This window comes from Halovivax asiaticus JCM 14624 (assembly GCF_000337515.1).
GTDB lineage: Archaea > Halobacteriota > Halobacteria > Halobacteriales > Natrialbaceae > Halovivax > Halovivax asiaticus.
The window spans coordinates 62,878-79,657 of sequence record NZ_AOIQ01000014.1 but is presented as its reverse complement, the minus strand read 5'-3'; the positions used below and the strand labels follow the sequence as shown (position 1 = coordinate 79,657).

At 68.0% G+C, this 16,780-nt stretch carries 18 protein-coding genes; 8 read left to right on the top strand and 10 right to left on the bottom strand.

Translation table 11 applies throughout. The features are described from left to right. The first annotated feature begins 172 nt into the window (after positions 1 to 172). Complete coding sequence (locus tag C479_RS07970) at positions 173 to 784, top strand: nitrous oxide reductase accessory protein NosL (protein WP_007700645.1); 612 nt, start codon at positions 173 to 175, stop codon at positions 782 to 784. 71 nt (positions 785 to 855) lie between these two features. Here C479_RS07970 and C479_RS07965 read toward each other — a convergent pair whose 3' ends face one another. The 4 genes from C479_RS07965 to C479_RS07950 form a co-directional block, all read right to left on the bottom strand. Then, a complete protein-coding gene (locus tag C479_RS07965) occupies positions 856 to 1,767 on the bottom strand; it encodes an ABC transporter permease (RefSeq protein ID WP_007700644.1) in 912 nt (303 codons plus the stop codon). After that, complete coding sequence (locus C479_RS07960; RefSeq protein ID WP_007700643.1) at positions 1,764 to 2,570, bottom strand: ABC transporter ATP-binding protein; 807 nt, start codon at positions 2,568 to 2,570, stop codon at positions 1,764 to 1,766. The genes C479_RS07965 and C479_RS07960 overlap by 4 nt, the downstream gene beginning before the upstream one ends. Positions 2,571 to 2,583: 13 nt before the next feature. Then, entirely contained in the window at positions 2,584 to 4,518 is a 1,935-nt protein-coding gene (locus C479_RS07955) for a right-handed parallel beta-helix repeat-containing protein (RefSeq protein WP_007700642.1), read from the bottom strand. Between the two features lie 78 nt (positions 4,519 to 4,596). Beyond that, positions 4,597 to 5,289, bottom strand: a complete 693-nt coding sequence (locus C479_RS07950) for a LiaF transmembrane domain-containing protein (protein ID WP_007700640.1) — start codon at positions 5,287 to 5,289, stop codon at positions 4,597 to 4,599. 103 nt (positions 5,290 to 5,392) lie between these two features. On the opposite strand from C479_RS07950, the gene C479_RS07945 reads away from it, so the two are divergent. Continuing rightward, positions 5,393 to 5,842 (top strand): universal stress protein, encoded by a 450-nt coding sequence (locus C479_RS07945; RefSeq protein WP_007700638.1) that lies wholly within the window; start codon positions 5,393 to 5,395, stop codon positions 5,840 to 5,842. A 99-nt stretch (positions 5,843 to 5,941) separates the two neighbouring features. Here C479_RS07945 and C479_RS07940 read toward each other — a convergent pair whose 3' ends face one another. Together C479_RS07940 and C479_RS07935 are read right to left on the bottom strand one after the other, a co-directional pair. Beyond that, positions 5,942 to 7,093: an aminotransferase class V-fold PLP-dependent enzyme gene (locus C479_RS07940; protein WP_007700635.1), complete on the bottom strand. Its 1,152-nt coding sequence runs from the start codon at positions 7,091 to 7,093 to the stop codon at positions 5,942 to 5,944. Further along, complete coding sequence (locus tag C479_RS07935) at positions 7,093 to 8,559, bottom strand: FAD-dependent oxidoreductase (protein ID WP_007700623.1); 1,467 nt, start codon at positions 8,557 to 8,559, stop codon at positions 7,093 to 7,095. Before C479_RS07935 ends, C479_RS07940 begins: the two co-directional genes overlap by 1 nt. A 310-nt stretch (positions 8,560 to 8,869) precedes the next feature. Between C479_RS07935 and C479_RS07930 the strand changes: the two genes are divergently transcribed. Together C479_RS07930 and C479_RS07925 are read left to right on the top strand one after the other, a co-directional pair. Further along, positions 8,870 to 10,123, top strand: coding sequence for an MgtC/SapB family protein (locus C479_RS07930; protein WP_007700621.1), 1,254 nt, complete (start codon positions 8,870 to 8,872; stop codon positions 10,121 to 10,123). Between the two features lie 168 nt (positions 10,124 to 10,291). Continuing rightward, entirely contained in the window at positions 10,292 to 10,762 is a 471-nt protein-coding gene (locus tag C479_RS07925; protein ID WP_007700619.1) for an Hsp20/alpha crystallin family protein, read from the top strand. A gap of 92 nt (positions 10,763 to 10,854) precedes the next feature. On the opposite strand, the gene C479_RS07920 is transcribed toward C479_RS07925, so the two are convergent. From C479_RS07920 to C479_RS07905, 4 genes are all read right to left on the bottom strand, one after another. After that, a complete protein-coding gene (locus tag C479_RS07920; RefSeq protein ID WP_007700617.1) occupies positions 10,855 to 11,322 on the bottom strand; it encodes a VanZ family protein in 468 nt (155 codons plus the stop codon). A gap of 203 nt (positions 11,323 to 11,525) precedes the next feature. Continuing rightward, complete coding sequence (locus C479_RS07915) at positions 11,526 to 11,777, bottom strand: HalOD1 output domain-containing protein (RefSeq protein ID WP_007700616.1); 252 nt, start codon at positions 11,775 to 11,777, stop codon at positions 11,526 to 11,528. An 89-nt stretch (positions 11,778 to 11,866) separates the two neighbouring features. Continuing rightward, positions 11,867 to 12,562, bottom strand: a complete 696-nt coding sequence (locus C479_RS07910; protein WP_007700614.1) for a DsrE/DsrF/DrsH-like family protein — start codon at positions 12,560 to 12,562, stop codon at positions 11,867 to 11,869. Between the two features lies 1 nt (position 12,563). Beyond that, positions 12,564 to 12,809 (bottom strand): sulfurtransferase TusA family protein, encoded by a 246-nt coding sequence (locus C479_RS07905; RefSeq protein WP_007700612.1) that lies wholly within the window; start codon positions 12,807 to 12,809, stop codon positions 12,564 to 12,566. Between the two features lie 254 nt (positions 12,810 to 13,063). Here C479_RS07905 and C479_RS07900 point away from each other — a divergent pair, with 254 nt between their 5' ends. From C479_RS07900 to C479_RS07885, 4 genes are read left to right on the top strand one after another with little or no spacing between them, the layout of a single operon-like run. After that, on the top strand, positions 13,064 to 14,257 hold the full coding sequence (locus tag C479_RS07900; protein ID WP_007700610.1) for an MBL fold metallo-hydrolase: 1,194 nt from the start codon (positions 13,064 to 13,066) through the stop codon (positions 14,255 to 14,257). A 20-nt stretch (positions 14,258 to 14,277) separates the two neighbouring features. Then, positions 14,278 to 14,796 (top strand): YeeE/YedE family protein, encoded by a 519-nt coding sequence (locus C479_RS07895; RefSeq protein ID WP_007700608.1) that lies wholly within the window; start codon positions 14,278 to 14,280, stop codon positions 14,794 to 14,796. Between the two features lies 1 nt (position 14,797). Further along, on the top strand, positions 14,798 to 15,268 hold the full coding sequence (locus tag C479_RS07890; RefSeq protein ID WP_007700607.1) for a YeeE/YedE family protein: 471 nt from the start codon (positions 14,798 to 14,800) through the stop codon (positions 15,266 to 15,268). Positions 15,269 to 15,320: 52 nt separating this feature from the next. Further along, a complete protein-coding gene (locus C479_RS07885; protein ID WP_007700605.1) occupies positions 15,321 to 16,496 on the top strand; it encodes an inorganic phosphate transporter in 1,176 nt (391 codons plus the stop codon). The last annotated feature ends 284 nt before the right edge of the window (positions 16,497 to 16,780 follow it).

The following is a 16,780-nucleotide window of genomic DNA, read 5'->3' as shown; positions in this document are numbered from 1 at the left end:
GTGATGCAGCACGGTCGGTTGGTGACAGTCATCGTGGTGAGCCGACCCCGGTCTCGATCGAGCGCGGCGACGCGGTCGATTCCACGAGTGAGTCGTCGCTCAGTGACTAGTTCCTTTTGAGTGGGAATGAAACACTGACCCTATTGTCCGGGACACCGTAGCCTCATCCAGCATGTGTCCACGCGACTCGCCGTCGTCCGACAACGATCTCCACCGACGTGCCGTGCTCGCCGGCACGGCCGTGGTCGGCTTCTCGGCCCTCGCCGGCTGCCTCGACAGTTCGGATGGAGACGCTGACGCACCTGATCCGATCGCTATCGACCCGGATCACGCCTGCGACAACTGCACGATGCGTATCGGCAACTTCGGCGGGTCGGCTGGCCAGTCGTTCTACGACGACCCAGAAGCGGTCCTCGGACCCGATGACGATACGGATCGCCCGGCCCAGTTCTGCAGCGCCCGCTGTACCTACACCTTCACGTTCGATCACGAGGCCGAGGCGGAGCCGGTGGTGAGCTACCTGACCGATTACTCGGCCGTCGACTGGTCGGTCGACACCGGCGGCGATGCTCCCACGATGAGTCGACACCTCGACGCCGACGCGTTCGCGCCGGCCGCCGACCTCACGCTCGTCGTCGACAGCGACGTGGGAGGTGCGATGGGCGGCTCGCTCTTCGGTTTTTCGACTGCCGACGACGCCGAGTCGTTCCAGGCCGAGTACGACGGCGAGCTGTACGATCACGAGGACGTCTCGCCCACGCTGATTCAGTCGTTGATGGGCTAACCGTCGCCAATCGATCCGATAGTCGTCCCTGTTTTGCGGCTAGTCAGTTCCAAGCAACGGGCCGATCGCCGCTATCGCCCGACACTCCAGCTCGCGATCGCCAGCGAACCGACGAGCCAGGTGACGAACCCGACGAGGCTGGCGAGCGGCGAGGCCGCCCGCGGGCCGGTCCCGGCGGCGGTCGTGATGACGGTCTCGAAGACCAGCCCACGATAGGCGCTCAACGGACTCACCGCGAGCGCGTCGACGAGTGCGGCGTCCGGGATCACACCCTCGACGAGGCCGAGGACGAGCGCGAGATCGAGCCCGACCAGCAGCCCGACCAGCGCGACGATAGCGAGCGCGAGCGCGCTCCGGGCACCGTTCGCGAGCGCCGAGAGGGCGATGGCGACCGCGAGGACGACCAGCGCGAACGCGGCCGTGAGGACGACGAAGCGAGCGAACAGGATCGGCGAGTCGACCCCACGCTGGGTCGCGTAGATCGCGGCTGGCTCCTCCCGGGAGACGGCGACGGCCGCGCCGGCGAGGGTGAGGGGCGCACCGACCGCGACCAGGAGGCCGACGGCACGGCCCGCGTAGACGCCGAGCACGTGCTCCCAGGCGGTGACCGGGTACGTCTCGAGGACGTCGAGTTCGCCCCGTTCCGCGTCGCTCACGATAGCACGGTAGCCGAACGCGACGGCGACGACGGGAACGAGCGCTTCGAGCGGCGTCTGGAGGTCGGCGACGGTCGGCACGTACCCCGCCGTCGCACTGCCAGTAACCGTGAGTCCGAGCAGGACCGCAGCGAGCGCCGCGGCGAGGACGACGTACGTCCGGGTCCGGGCGACGGTACGGACTTCGCGGCCGACGACGCGCCCGATGCGGCCGAGCGACCCCGGAACGCGCGATTCGTCGACAGCGGTCCGGTTCGCTGTCGGCCGGTCGTGCGACGTGGGGCCGGATTCCGTCGGCATGTCGGCGTCCGCGCGATCGGCCGTCACGCCGTCTCACCCCGAACGCGCACCCTGGAGGAGTCACCCGAGACCGCCGCCTCGTAGACGTCGAGCAACGAGTCGACGTCGAAGCGATCCGCGAGGGTCGTCGGGTGACCGCTGGCGGTGACGCCGCCGTCGGCCAGGACGGCGACGACGTCGACCGACCGCTCGACCAGTTCCATGTCGTGGGACGTGACGAGGACCGCCGTGCCGTCGGCGGCGATTTCGCGGGCGACGTCGTAGATCCGGCGGCTCATTCCCGGATCGAGGCCGGAGCCGGGTTCGTCGAGGACGACGACGGGCGGATCGCCGATGGTCGCCTGGGCGATCCCGGCCAGCCGCGTCATCCCACCCGAGAGCGCCTCGACCTGCTTGTCCGCCGCGTCTCCGAGGCCGACGCGGTCGAGTCGTGCCAGGACGTCCGCCCGGGACTCGCCGACCAGCGACCCGTAGAACGAGAGCGTTTCGGCGACGGTAAAGCCCGGCCTGAACGCCGGTTGTTGGGGCAGGTACCCGATCTCGCGTGGCACGTTCGGGCCGTGGTAGTGCACGGCGCCGTCCGTCGGTTCCTCCAGTCCGGCCAGCGTGCGGAGGAGTGTCGTCTTTCCCGTCCCGTTCGGCCCGATCAGTGCCGTCACTGTGGCGGCGTCGACGCTGAGTGAGACGTCAGAGAGGATCTCGACGTCGCCGTAGGCGAACGAGAGCGACTCGGCTTCGAGGATCGATCGTCGAGCCCGGTCGGGTCGCCGTTCGCCGTCGCTGGCGTTCGGATCGGGCGGTCGTGGCGTATCCGGTGTGTTTCCTGTCATGTGTGGCTCGTCGTCACGGCTCCGTCACCGCCGTTCCGTCGCACGCGACGGCCTCGTCGGCCCACGCGGTCCGGGCGAGCAGGTCGGGATTGTTCGGCTCGCAGCTCGGTGCGGGATCTGTGATGGACCCCGAGCGCATGCCGGAGACGGATCGTTCCAGCCCGGCGAGCGCGTCGACTGCCGGCGCGCGGGCGAGCGTGGCGGCCCCCGGCGTCGTGTGGAGTCGTCGATCGATCGGGTCGGTCGGCGAGTAGGCCCGACCCGGCGGCGTGCCGTCGGCCGGACTCGTCGCGCCCTGCCAGAAGTTACCGTCGCCGCCGTCGGCCCAGACGCGGAGCGGGCCGTGCCCGGCGGTCGCGTGCCGGTCGTTGGCGACGAAGTCGTTGGCGGTGACGCGGTTCGTCGGGAGCGCGGCCCCAGCGTGAACGCCGACGTCGTTGCCGGCGAGGACGTTTCGCTCGTACAGCGACCCCTCGGCCAGGAGCCGGAGGCCGAGATCCGTGTCGGTGACGGTGTTTCGAGCGACGTAGGACTGGGTTCCACCGACGGAAATCCCGATCCCGGCGTCGGAAACATCGTTTCCGACCACCGCCGTTCCCGTCGGGCCGGTCATGACGTAGATGGCCGTCTCCGTGACGTTTCGGACCTGGTTGTCCGCGAGCAGTGCGTCGTTCGTGTGCATCAGGTGCAGTCCGAGGGTCCCGTCACGAATGTCGGACTCCCGGAGGACCAGCCCGTCGGACTCGTCCAGATAGATCGTGTCGCGCCCGCCGACGAACGTCGAGTGTTCGACGACGGCCGGCGAGTAAAACGCCAGCAGGCCGGCGTAGGGCTCCTCGGCGTCGGGCGCCTCGGTGACGGTGACGTTGCTGACGACGACGTCCGGGCTCTCTCGCAGGATGACCCCGTTCGCCCGGGTCTCGATGGAGACGTTCGCGATCGAGGTGCCGTCGGCGACGTGGGCGCTGATGCCCGCGTCGGCCCCGCCGTAGTACGTCAGCGAGCGGTCGTCCGGATGTTCGCCCTCGTCGCCGGGGAGCGACTCCGCGCCGCGTGAGCGGGTTCCGGTCCCCGTGACGAGGACGTTCCGGATGCCGACTTCGGGTTCGGTGATCGTCACGACGGAGCCGTTGCCGTCGCCGCGGATCGTCACCGCGCCCTCGCCAGCGAGCGTGATCGGTCGATCGATCGTGAGCGTCTCGTCGTAGGTCCCCGCGGGGACGCGGACGGTGGTGTTCGGTGGGGCCCGATCGATCGCCGACTGGATAGTGGCCGCGTCCTCGCCGACGACGACCGAGACGGGGCGGTCGTCGTGGGCCGCGGCGTCCGCGACGGTTTCGTTCGCCGCGGCCGCCTGCCGGGAGACGCGCTCGCGGGCTGCATCGGCGTCGCCGCGTTCGAACTGCCGGTCGGTCAGCTGGGTCCAGGACTCGACCGTCCCGCCGGCGGACGCGGCGAAACGCTCGGCATCGGCCCGCTCGTCGAACGAGAGGATGGTTTCGCCGCCGGGGGTTCGTGCGTCGCTACCGAGGACGTACCACGCCGCATCGGCCGGAATCCAGGCTGGATCGTGTTCGACGACCGGGTAGCCTTCCTCGGAGAGTTCGACCCCAGTTCCACCGTAATCGGTGACGTAGGTGGCCAGCGGATAGCCAAAGCGCGCCTGATGGCCCGCCTGGCGCTGTGTCGCGAGATAGGTGTCGACGCCCCAGTAGCCGACGACGTACTCGTACTGCGAGTAGAAGGTCTGGACGCGCGGCAGGGAGACGTTCGGCCGATCGAGCAGTTCGTACTGCTCTTCTAACGTGAGTCCGACGGTCACGGTGTCGTCGAATGCCGCGGGTTCGGGCGACTCGGCGCCGGTTTCGACGCTGAAGAGCACCCCGATCCCCCCCGCCGCGAGCACGACGACTGCGACGAGCGCCACCACCCGGACCCGTTCGTTCACGCGCACTCGTTCGATCGCCTGGCAAAAAGATAGTCCGGTCCGTTCCCGACCGCCGGGAGTCGGGCGATCGGCTGTCGCTCAGTCCGAGACGGAGACGCCGCCGAAGGCGACGAAGCCGGTCACCACGAGGTCGACGCCATCGTTGGGATCCGTGCTCCTGGGCCGCTCGTCGGTAGCGGCGCCCAGTACGGGCAGGACGTCCATTCGCACGTTCCACTCGCGGGGGACGATGATGTCCACGCCGCCGAAGAGGGCGACGGCGTTGATCCGGCCTGGCCGCTCGTCGATCGCCGCGTCGCGCAGGTCGAGCTGAGCACCGCCGAACGCGGCGATCAGGTCCGCGCCTGCGAAGTGTCTCGAGCTGTTTCGCTTTTCGACGCCCCCGAACGCGGCGAACGCCGAGGTGAACGAATCGTCGACGTCGAGCACGGTCGACCGGTACTGCCCGAGCACGATGGACAGGCCGAACGCGATCAGCAGGAGCGGCCAGAGGTCGACGACCTGCTCGACGGTGACGTACCCAAGGGCGACGAGCTGCCACCCGCTCGCGACGCCGATCAGCACCAGGGGGCCGACGAAGTTGCGGAAGCCACTGGTGACGAGCGCCCAGACGCCGACGAGGATGAACAATGCCGGGACGAACTGCAGGAGGCTTCGTGTGGGCGCGAGCCCGGTCGTTTCGAGGAGGAGTATGACGCCGATCAGGACCACGAGGGCCCCGAGGAGGAACTGGCTCGTCGGGAGCCGGCGGGATGGTGTTCCAATAGACATGGTGTTGACACGCTTCCGGAGAAGATAAACGTCACCCCCTGCTCCAGCGGGCCGAGAGTCCCGCCCAGTCCTATTTGGGCGTCCGTCGTAGGAACACATCGTCATGCACGAGACGATCCTGGTCACGACGGACCTGAGCTCGGGTGTCGACAACGCTGTCGAGTACGCCATCGATTCGGCGGCCGCGTCCGACGCGACGCTGCACGTGCTGTACGTCGTCGACGCCGAGGCCTACAGCTCGTATCCGGGCGACGAGTACGTCCACGAGTTCGAGGGGCTGGAACACGCGCTCGAGCAGGCCGGCCGGGAGGCCGTCGAGTCGATCGCCGAGCGGGCGGCCGACGCTGGCGTCGAGACCGAAACCGTCCTGCGTCGCGGCGTTCCCCACGAGGAGATCCTCGCCTACACCGACGAGGCCGACGTCGACCTCACGGTCGTCGGATCGAAGGCTCGCTCGGGTGAATACCGTCGCCTCCTGGGGAGCGTCGCCCAGCGGGTCACCTCGATGGCCGAGCGGCCGGTGACGATCGTCAAGACGCCCGTCCAGGATTGAGGGCTCCGGGTACCGTCGTCCCCGTTCGCGGACGATTTTCCGCACCAAGCCGCCACGCCACCGGACGAACCGTCCGTTCGAAAGCGGGTCGAACCGTTCTCAGAGAATTCGCTCCAGCGCGTCGAGCAGGTCGTCGACCTCGTCCGCGGTGTTGACGGCGTGGACGGACGCCCTGACGGCGTCCGGTTCGGGAAGCGGGCGAACGACGATGCCGTGCTCGCGGACCCGCTCCGTGACGGCCTCCGGATCGTCGACGGCGATCGTCACCAGGCCGGATTCGGGTTCGGCGGGGCTCAACAGCCGGTCGTCCGGGACGCCGTCGGCGAGTCGGCTCGCCAGTCGCCGGATCTCCGACTCGATTCGCTCGACGCCGATCGCCTCGGCCGTCTCGATGGCCGTCCGGAGCGCGACGTGCGGGGCCGGGTTGATGGTCCCGATCTCGAACCGCGGGGCGCCGGGCTCCAGTTCGTAGCGCTCGGCGGTCGCCTCCACGACGCCACGGTAGCCGATCTGCCCGGGGACGAGCCGGTCGGCGACCGTCTCGTCGACGTACAGAAATCCGCCGCCCCAGGTGCCGAGCAGCCACTTGTGGCCGGCCGCGGCGACCGCGTCGGCGCCCCAGTTGGTGATGTCGAGCGGGGCCTGGCCGGGCCACTGGACCGCGTCGACGAGGACGAGTGCGCCCGCGTCGTGGGCGATGTCGACCAGCTCGCTGACCGGGAGCCGGGTCCCGTAGTTCCACGTGAGCGCGCTGAACGCGACGAGTTTCGCGCCCCGAACGGCCTCGCGGTAGGCGTCGAGATCGAGCCGGCCGCGGTCGCTCTCGACGACGCGCACCTCGGCCCCGCGCTCGCGCTCCAGGCGCTCCCAGGGGAGGATCCCGGCGGGGTGCTCCATGTCGGTCCGGACGATCGCGTCGCCGGGTTCCCACTCGAGGGCACAGGCGACGCGGTTGATCGCGTCCGTCGTGCTCTGGGTGAGCGCGACCTCGGTCGTCTCGGCGCCGACGAAGTCGGCGACCGTCTCGCGCACGTCGTCGTAGGTCTCGAACGCGGCGGGGTACATCCCCTCGCCGCTCGGCGCGTCGAACTCGTGGTACTCGAGGAAGGCCTCGGCGGCCTCGACGACCGGGCGCGGACTCGGCCCGCTGGCGCCGAAGTTCATGTAGGTCACGTCCTCGAACGCGGGGATCGTCTCCCGGAGCGCTGCCGCGGACGTCGGTGGGTCGGGCGTCTCGATTCGATCCGTCATTATTCATCCTCCATGCGTCCGCGGAGGACCTTCGCCGCCGTCAAGATCGGGTCCCAGACCGGGCTAAAGGGTGGGGCGTACGCCAGGTCGGCGTTCTGCAGTTCCGCGACGGTGAACCCGCCCGTGATCGCGGTCGCGACCGTATCGATGCGTTTGACGCCGTCGCGACCCACCACGCTGGCGCCGAGGACACGCGCCGAGTCCGCGTCGGCGACGAGCGTCACGGAGAGCTTCGCCCCGCCGGGGTAGTAGTGCGGCCGGGTCGGCGCGTCGATCGTGACGGAGACGGGGTCGAAGCCGGCCCCTCGGGCGACCTCCTCGTCGATGAGCCCCGTCCTGGCGGCGCCCAGGTCGAACGCCTTGACGATGGCCGTCCCGGCGGTGCCACCGGTCGGCGTCGGGTCGCCCCCGATCGTCGCGCCGATGGCTCGCCCGGCACGGTTGGCCGTCAGCGCCAGCGGGACGTGGTCTGGCTCGCCCGTGACGACGTTGTCCGCTTCGGCGCAGTCGCCGGCGGCGTACACGTGTTCGAGCGTGGAGCCGTCCGCGGCGTCGTACGTGCGGCCGTAGTCGTCGGTCGCGATCGCGCCGGTCGGACCGAGCTCGATGCCCGCCTCCTCGGCGAGGGCGGTGTTCGGGGCGACGCCGACGCCCACGATCACGAGGTCCGCCGCGGCGGTCGCGCCGTGGTAATCCCCGTTGGCCTCCGCTTCACGACCGCCGTCGGTCGCGCCGTCGTCACCGTCGTCGGTCTCGGCCCCATCACTGTCGTCGGTCTCGTACCGTACAGACTCGACGCTGTCGTCGCCGGCGAAGCCTTGCACGGCGGTCTCGAGGTGGAGCGCCACCCCCTGTTCGCGCAGGTGGTCTTCGACGGTGCGGGCCGTCTCCTCGCCGAACGGCTGGAGGGTCCGGGAGAGCATCTCGTACATCGAGACGTCGAGGCCGCGGGCGTCGAGCGCTTCGGCCATCTCGACGCCGACGTAGCCGCCGCCGACGATGGCGGCCGTCTCCGGGTCGTGTTCGGCGACGTACGACTCGATCGCGTCGGCCTCGTCCATGTCGTGGATCGTGAAGACGCCCGTCAGGTCGAGACCGTCGAACGGCGGTTCGATCGCGCTCGCGCCGGTGCCGATCAACAGGTCGCCGTAGGCCTGCTCGAACGTCTCGCCGTCTTCGGTCTCGACCGTGACCGACCCCGCGTCGGTGTCGATTCCGACGACCTCGTGGCCGGTCCGGAGGTCGACGTCGCGCTCGTCGCGGAACTCCGCGGCCGTCACGGCGACGAGATCGTCGAGTTCCTCGACCTCGCCTTTGACGTAGTACGGCATCCCACAGGCCGCGTAGGAGACCCACTCGCCCTTTTCGAAGACGATCACCTCGCGGTCCGGCGTCTCCCGCTTGGCCTTGCTCGCGGCACTCATCCCGGCTGCGTCTCCGCCGACGACCACGAACGGATCTGACATACGTGAACGGACGGCGGCCAGCGGTAAAGTATTTTGGAATGTGCACAATACTGTTCCGTTCGTGGGGAGGAGAGACGAGCGCGGGCTGTTCTCTCCGTGAGTCGCTGTCGCTGTGTTCTCCCCGCGAGTCGACGTCGGTACGTGGTTTCGGCCGCGCCAGTCTCCCGTCGTGAGGGGCGACACGCCCTTTTTAGGCGTCGCCGCTGTACGCGGCTGTCGGACCGCTCGAGGCGGATCACTCGCGAAGAGTCGCTATCGATACACTGCCACGTCGTCAGTTATCGGTTCCTGTCTCCGGGTCCCAGCCGCGATGATCGAAACGCTCCCCGTTCCCGATCTGTTGCTCAGGGTGTGCGTAGCCATCGCAACGGGCGGCCTGATCGGGCTCGAACGCGAGCGCCTGCCGACGCGGAAGTTCGCCGGACTGCGAACGCTCGCGCTCCTGTGCGGGGCTGGCCCGCTCGTCGTCTCCGTCGGCGACCGGGCCGGCGAACCGGCGCTGATCGGCGTCTACCTCGCGCTGGCCGGTGCGTTCGCGGTGCTCGTGGCGTACATCCGCTTCTCGCTGGACGGAGCGGACGTCGGGCTCACCACGTCGGTCACCGTCTTCGTCGTCGCGCTGCTCGGCGCGCTCGTGGGCTACGGGGCGTACTTCGAGTCGACGTCGATCGCCATCCTGCTGGTCGCCCTCCTCGCCGAGCGCGACCGGCTCCACCGCTACGTCGGGGCCATCACCGATCGCGAACTCGAGGACTCGCTGAAACTCGGCGCGCTCGTGTTTATCCTGTATCCGATCCTCCCGAGTGAGCCCGTCGATCCCTACGGCGTGCTGGCGCTCCGGGAGGTGCTGACGTTCACCATCTTCGTCCTCGTGATCCAGTTCGGCGCGTACGTGTCGATGCGCCAGCTCGGCGGCTCACGTGGCCTCGCCCTCACGGGATTGCTCGCGGGCGCGGCCAACTCGTTCGCGGCCGCCGGCGTCCTCGCCCGACTGTCGACGCAGTCGCGGGAGGCGATCGACGCCGTCTCGGCCGCCCTGTTGCTCGCGACGACCTCGATGATCGTTCGGAACGTCGCCATCGCGGTCGTCCTCGGAATCGGCCTGACGCTGCCGCTGCTGGCCCCGACTGCCGCGATGGTCACGCTCTCGCTCGCACTCGCGGCCTATCACTGGCGATACGGTGACGTCACCGGCGTGTTCGACCTCGATATCGGCTCGCCGCTGTCGATGCTGGCCGCGGCCAAGTTCGCGGTCGCGTACGTCGCGATCCTCGTCGTCTCGGTCGTCGCCGAGGAACTCTTCGCCGAGCTCGGTCTGTACGCGACGGCGTTCGCGGGCGGTCTCGTCTCGTCGGCCGCCGTCTCGGTCACCGCGGCGACGGTGTTCACCGGCGGGACGATCGGGGCCGAGAGCGCCGCCGGGATGGTCGTCCTCGGGATCGCCGCCAGCCTGGCCTCGAAGCTCGCTCTGATCGACAGGGTGGACAGCCGTCTCCGTCGACCCGTCGCGATTCCGCTGCTCGGTGTTGGGCTGGTGGGCCTCGTCGCGTTCGTGCTCATCTAAGGCGCGTCGGTTCGACTCGAATGGGCGGCCGATCCGGCGACGCCGTTGTCGGCCCGCACGACGTCGCGGCCGCTCGTGACGCGTCCCACCTTCGACCACCGCGGCATGCGCTTCACTGTGAAACGTTTAGGATCGCGGTCGGTGGAGTCCTGTGCAGGTGTTACCCACATGCGTACCGATCGCAACCCGTTCAGATCGCTCGAAGCGCAGTTCGACCAGCTCCGCCGCCAGTTCGAGTCCATGATCGAGGGCTGGGACGGCGAGGGCTACGACTCGTCGGAACTGCTGTACGCCGCTTCCGGGATGGGCGTCGATCTCGAAGATCGCGAGGACGAGTACGTGTTGACGGCGGACGTCCCGGGATTCGAACGCGACGAGATCGACGTTCGCCTCGTCGACGACACCGTCCACATCACGGCCGAGCGAGAGCGCTCGTCCCGCGAGGGGTCGGACGATCGCTACCTCCGGAGCGAACGCGAACACGAGACGATGCGACGGTCGGTCCGGCTCCCGTCGGCCGTCGAAGCTGCAGACGCCGAGGCGACCTGCCACAACGGCGTGTTGACGATCACGCTCCCGAAGGCGGACCCGGAGGAACTCGACGGGCAGCGAATCGACGTCCGATCGCCCGACCAGTGAGTTCTCGCCACCGGTGCTGAGAACGATCCCGTCGATCCTGCCGCCGTGGCTTACTGCGACCGTCGATTCAGGCTGCTCTTACTGTCCAGTTGCTACTCGCGCTGCCAGCCGTCGCGGCTGGACGGTCTCGCGACCGGTCCGTCCGATCGTATCGACCGCGATCGCGTCCGTTCGGCGTTCGAAGCCGGTTTCACGGCTGGCTGGTGCCGGTACCAGTACAGGACGCCGAGCACGGACCCGAGCGTGCCGGCGGCGACGTCGGCCCGTTCGTGCGCCCGGCCGGGGACGTAGGTCTGGAGTCGTCCCGTCGCGGTCCCGATGGCGGTCGACCAGATGACCGCCAGGAACCCGCTCCAGGCGTGGTCGACGCCGTCTTTTGCGAGCGCGTCGGCGACGGCTACCGACAGGCCGAAGTAGCCGAGCAGGTGCAGGGCCTTGTCCGGCCCGATCAGGTCGAACTCCGGGCGACGACGAAACGGCAGGGGAAGCAGCGACCCGCCGACCACCACCAGTGCGATGGCACCGACTGCCGACCAGCGTCGTGCGGGAGCACGGCTCATGTGCGTACGTCGGCAGCCGGCTATTTCATACCCGTGCGGCGTCGAGGTGTGTGAGAATCGAGCCGGGCCGTCGAGGCCGACGCCTCTTCCGGCGCAGACCGGATCGCGGTCAGGCGAGCGAGCGGCTCGGTCGGCAGATGTTGTCTGTTGTGATCGGGTACTGGTCGGTCACGAGCCGGGAACCGTATCGGCGCGTGGCGGCGTCACTCGAGTTCGACGCGGCCGTCAGCGCCGACGGTAACCTCGTGGCCACGGTAGGAAAACTGGATCGTCCCCTGTCGTGAGCCGCTGGACGAGTTCTCGAACAATTGGTCGAGCGCCGTCGGGTCGACGGCCGAGTACAGTGGGGGATCGAGCGTCGCCGGGTCGGTGTCGTCAGCCGTGGCGACGGCCCGGACGACGCGCAAACTGGGTTGTTCGTCGGTCGTGGCTGCGGGAGGGATGTTCGCGTTCATGGGTTGTAGTGGGGTGTCCGGGAGGTTCTGCGGTAGTAGGGTTCCTGTGAGCGTCTCTGACGTCGTATCCGGGTTTCGGTGGATGGTGGTTAGACCAGCAACTGGACGTCCGATTCGGCCATGTGCTGGATCGCGGTGGCGGCGCCGACGCCGGTCGTGACGCCGTCGTAGAAGTCGTCCTCGTCGTAGTCCATCAGCTCGATGGTCATCTGGCAGGCCTGGAGGTCGACGCCGCTCTCTAACGACAGGTCAATGAGTTCCTCGATGGTGGCCGTGCCGTTCTCGTCGATCTTCTTCTCCATCATCTTCGTCGCCATCGCGTCCATGCCGGGGAGCGCAGCGATCGCGTTCGGGAGCGGCATGTTCGGGTTCCCGACGGCGGACAGTTTGAGATCCTGTGAGTTCTCCTCGTGGAGGATGTCGAGACCCCAGAACGTGTGGAAGACCACGACGTCCCAGCCGAAGGCGGCGGCCGTGCTCGCCAGGATGAGCGGCGGATAGGCCATGTCGAAGGTTCCCTGGGTCGCGACGATGGTCATCTTCTTGCCGTCGTCCCCGGTGTCGGTCTCGACGTCGTTTCGCGGCTGGGCCGTCTGCTTGCGGGCCGATGGCCCGCTCGCATGGTCCGAGGGACTCTGTGAGTCCCTCGCTACTCGATCTTCCGCGGCGCGTTGCGCCGCGCTCTCTTCGAGTTCTTCGACGCGCTCGCGCAGCGCCGCGAACTCCTCGGGGTCGATCTCCGAGCCGGCGGGTCCCGTCGCGGATGGTTCGTTGTCCGTGCTCATCTTACGCGGTCTTCTCGACGTAGTGTTTGTAGACGTCGTCGCCCTCGACCTGGTCCAGGAGTGTCACGCCCTCGGTCCCCTCGGCCCAGCCCGCGAGGTCGCTCATGCTGCCGGAGTCGGTCGCGACGACTTCGAGGATCTGGCCCTCGTCGAGGTCGTCGACCGCCCCTTTCGTCTTGACGACTGGCATCGGGCAGGACTGTCCTTTCACGTCGAGCGTCTCGGTGATGTCGTATTGCGAACTCATGTTGTATCGGTGCTCTGTATTGGAGCTACCACACAATATTGGGGCAGCCCATAAAAGAATGTCGATTAGTGGGGTGGATACGAACAACCGTGATATCGAGGGGGCGAAATAGTGGGTCTATATTGGCGTATAACACACGCATACGAACAAATAACAGGCCTATCCCACACAGGGTTGGTGTGCAGTATTGTGTGGCTGGGGGATTACTATGAAAACTCTTATGTGCGAGCACCCGGTACGGAGCGGTGTACAACATGGCCGACATGGACTTACCAGAACTCGACGTGGAAATCGAATCGATCGAGCCGAGCGAGCTGAAAGCCCAGATCGACGACGGCGAGCAGGTCACACTGCTCGACACGCGAATGGAGTCGGAGTACGACGAGTGGAAGATCGACGGTGAGACCGTCGACTCAATCAACGTCCCCTACTTCGAGTTCCTGGACGACGAGATCGACGACGACGTCCTCGCACAGATTCCCGACGACCGCGAAGTCACGGTCCTCTGTGCGAAGGGGGGATCCAGCGAGTACGTCGCCGGCGTCCTCAAAGAGCGCGGCTACGAGACGAACCACCTCGAAGACGGGATGAACGGCTGGGCACGCATCTACGAGCGCGTCGAGGTCTCGCGCTACGACGGCGCCGGAACGCTCTACCAGTACCAGCGTCCCTCGAGCGGCTGTCTCGGCTACCTCCTCGTCGACGGCGACGAGGCCGCCGTAGTCGACCCGCTTCGGGCGTTCACCACCCGCTACCTCGACGACGCCGACGAACTCGGTGCCGACCTCGCCTACGCCATCGACACGCACATCCACGCGGACCACATCTCCGGTGTTCGTGCGCTAGACGACGAAGGCGTCGAGGGCGTGATCCCCGAGGCGTCCGTCGATCGCGGCGTCACCTACGCCGACGAACTGACGCTCGCCGCCGACGGCGACGAGTTCGCGGTCGGCGACGCGACGATCGAGACCGTCTCCACGCCCGGGCACACCTCCGGGATGACCTCGTACCTGTTCGACGACTCGCTGCTGGCCACCGGTGACGGCCTCTTCATCGAGAGCGTCGCCCGTCCCGATCTGGAGGAGGGCGACGACGGTGCCCCCGAGGCCGCGGGACAGCTCTACGACTCGCTGCAAGAGCGTGTCCTGACGCTACCCGACGACACGCTGATCGGCGGCGCCCACTTCAGCGACGCGGCCGACCCCGCCGCAGACGGAACCTATACGGCTCCAATCGGCCAATTGGAAGACGAGATGGACGCACTCACGATGACGAAGGACGACTTCGTCGACCTGATCCTCTCGGACATGCCGCCCCGTCCGGCCAACTACGAAGACATCATTCCGACCAACCTCGGTCAGCAGGCCGCTACCGACGACGAGGCGTTCGAACTTGAGCTCGGCCCGAACAACTGTGCGGCCAGTCAGGAATCACTGGCCGGTGACTGAACACCGTGATCGACATCGCAATGCTCGCTGACCTCTCCCCGCTGCTCTCGGCGACCGACCTCGCCCCCCTCGCCATTCCGACCGAACCGTTCCCCAACGGCATCAGCCGCTACGCCATCGGGGGGCTGTTCGTCGGCCTGGGCGCGGTACTCATCTACCTCGGGACGGGGATCATCGCCGGCGCGAGCACCTTCCTCGAGTCGACGCTGTCGTACGTCTCGGACCAGTCGCGCTTCGCGAAGTATCGCTACGATCGCGACTGGCGCGTCGTCTTCACCGTCGGCATCGTCCTGGGAGCGGCAGTCTACGCCGTCCTCTGGCAGGGCGGCGCCTGGATGACGGACGTCCAGCCCTGGCGGCTCCTGCTCGGCGGCGTGCTCGTCGGCATCGGGACCCGCATCGGGAAGGGTTGCACCTCGGGCCACGGCGTCTGCGGCGTCGGCTCGGCCTCGAAAACCTCGATCGTCGGCGTGATCACGTTCCTCGCGGTCGCGATCGTGACCGCACAGGTCGTCGCCGCACTGGGGGTGAGCCCATAACATGTCTTCGCCGGACAGAACCGAGCACCCGCTGTTCGCACCGCTCGTGCTCGTCGGCGGCCTCATCTTCGGGTTCGGACTCGCCTACAGTCAGATGGCCCGACCGGAGGTCGTGCTCGACTTCCTTCAGTTCGAGGACTTCGGCCTGGTGTTCGTCATGTTCGGTGCGGCGATCGTGACGGGGATCGCGTTCTTCCTCGTCCCCCGGATCCGCGATCGCGCGCCGATGACGGGCGACGCGTACGAACGCCGCCTCAAGTCCTTCGATCGCAACGTGCTGATCGGCGGGTCGATCTTCGGCGTCGGCTGGGGCCTCTCGGGGATCTGTCCTGGTGCGGCCTACGCCAGCCTCGGCATCGGTAACGTCACCATCCTGTGGGCGCTCGTCGGTATGTTCGCCGGCGCGTACCTCCAGGGCGTCTGGCGCAGCCGCTCGCAGGACACCGACGCAACGGCCGCCTCGGCCGACTGAGCATCACGTTTCGAACCACACTCGCTTACACATTCTATACGTGAGACGATAGATGGATCTAGCGACCGTTCTCCTGTTCGGTCTGGCCGCGCTCGCCAGCCTCTTCATGGCCTGGGTCATCGGCGCCGGTTCGAGCGGCGCGACCCCCTTCGCCCCCGCCGTCGGGGCCAACGCCATCTCGACGATGCGGGCCGCCTTTGTCGTCGGGATTCTGGGCTTCGTCGGGGCGGTGACGCAGGGTGCGAACGTCTCGGAGGCCGTCGGCAGCGGCCTCGTCGACGGTGTCTCGCTCCCGCCGACCGGCGTCATCGCCGTGTTGCTCATCGGCGCCGGCCTGATGGCGATCGGGATCGCGACAGGCTACCCCATCGCGACGGCCTTCACCGTCACCGGGTCGGTGATCGGCGTCGGGCTGGCCCTGGGTGGGTCGCCCGCGTGGGCGAAGTACGTCGAGATCGGCGCGCTGTGGCTCTTCACACCGTTCGTCGGCGGCGGGATCGCCTACGCGATCGCGACCGTCCTTCCCCGCCCGTCCGTTCCTGAGGCCCGGAGCGTCCCGATCCTCGCCGGCGTCGTCGGGGCCGTCCTCGCGAATCTGGAGTTTTCGTTCCTGGCGCCGATCGGCGGAAGTCTCGCGGCCGGCGGCGCCCGCGCGCTGCTCATCGGCGCGACCGCGAGCGCGATTGCGACCTCGTTCGGCGTCGGACTCCTCGCCGCGGCCGTGGTCCGCTGGGACGTCGGTCGCGACCTGCACGGCGGCCTCCGACGATTCCTGCTCGTCCTCGGCGGCCTCGTCGCCTTCTCTGCCGGTGCGAGTCAGGTCGGGCTCGCCGTCGGACCGCTGTTGCCTCTGCTCTCCGAGGTGTCGATGGTCCAGCCGATCGTCGTCCTCATCGGCGGCGGCCTGGGGATCCTCGTCGGCTCCTGGACCGGTGCACCCAGAATGATCAAGGCGGTCTCTCAGGAGTACGCCTCGCTGGGTCCGCGGCGCTCCATCGCGACGCTGGTCCCCTCGTTTCTCATCGCCCAGACGGCCGTCCTGCTTGGCGTACCGGTCTCGTTCAACGAGATCGTCGTGAGCGCAATCGTCGGCAGCGGCCTCGCCGTCGGCGGCGCCGCGTCCGTCAGCCCCAGAAAGCTCGGCGTGACGGTCCTCGCGTGGATCGGCTCGTTCGTCCTCGCGTTCGTCCTCGGGTACGGCGGGATGGCGGCCGTCGGTGCGGTGTAGGGCACGCGAGGTAGCTGTGGCCGCCGCGGACACTGCCATCTCGAGCCTGCAGGAGACGGCGAACTAGTGAGGTCGTCGTATTTGACGACGGATCATCGATAGAATGATGGTAATTGTCACCGGATAGGTTCCTATGGGGTCGACCGCAGAAAATCCCGACGATGGCGAGAACAGTTAGGAGGTCCCGTTGGGAACTTTCCTCTACGAGTCGCTTTCGGATCCAGAGACTGACTCGGTTGCGGTGGTCCGCGAACTCCGTGAGCAAGTGTGACGGTATTTTTCGA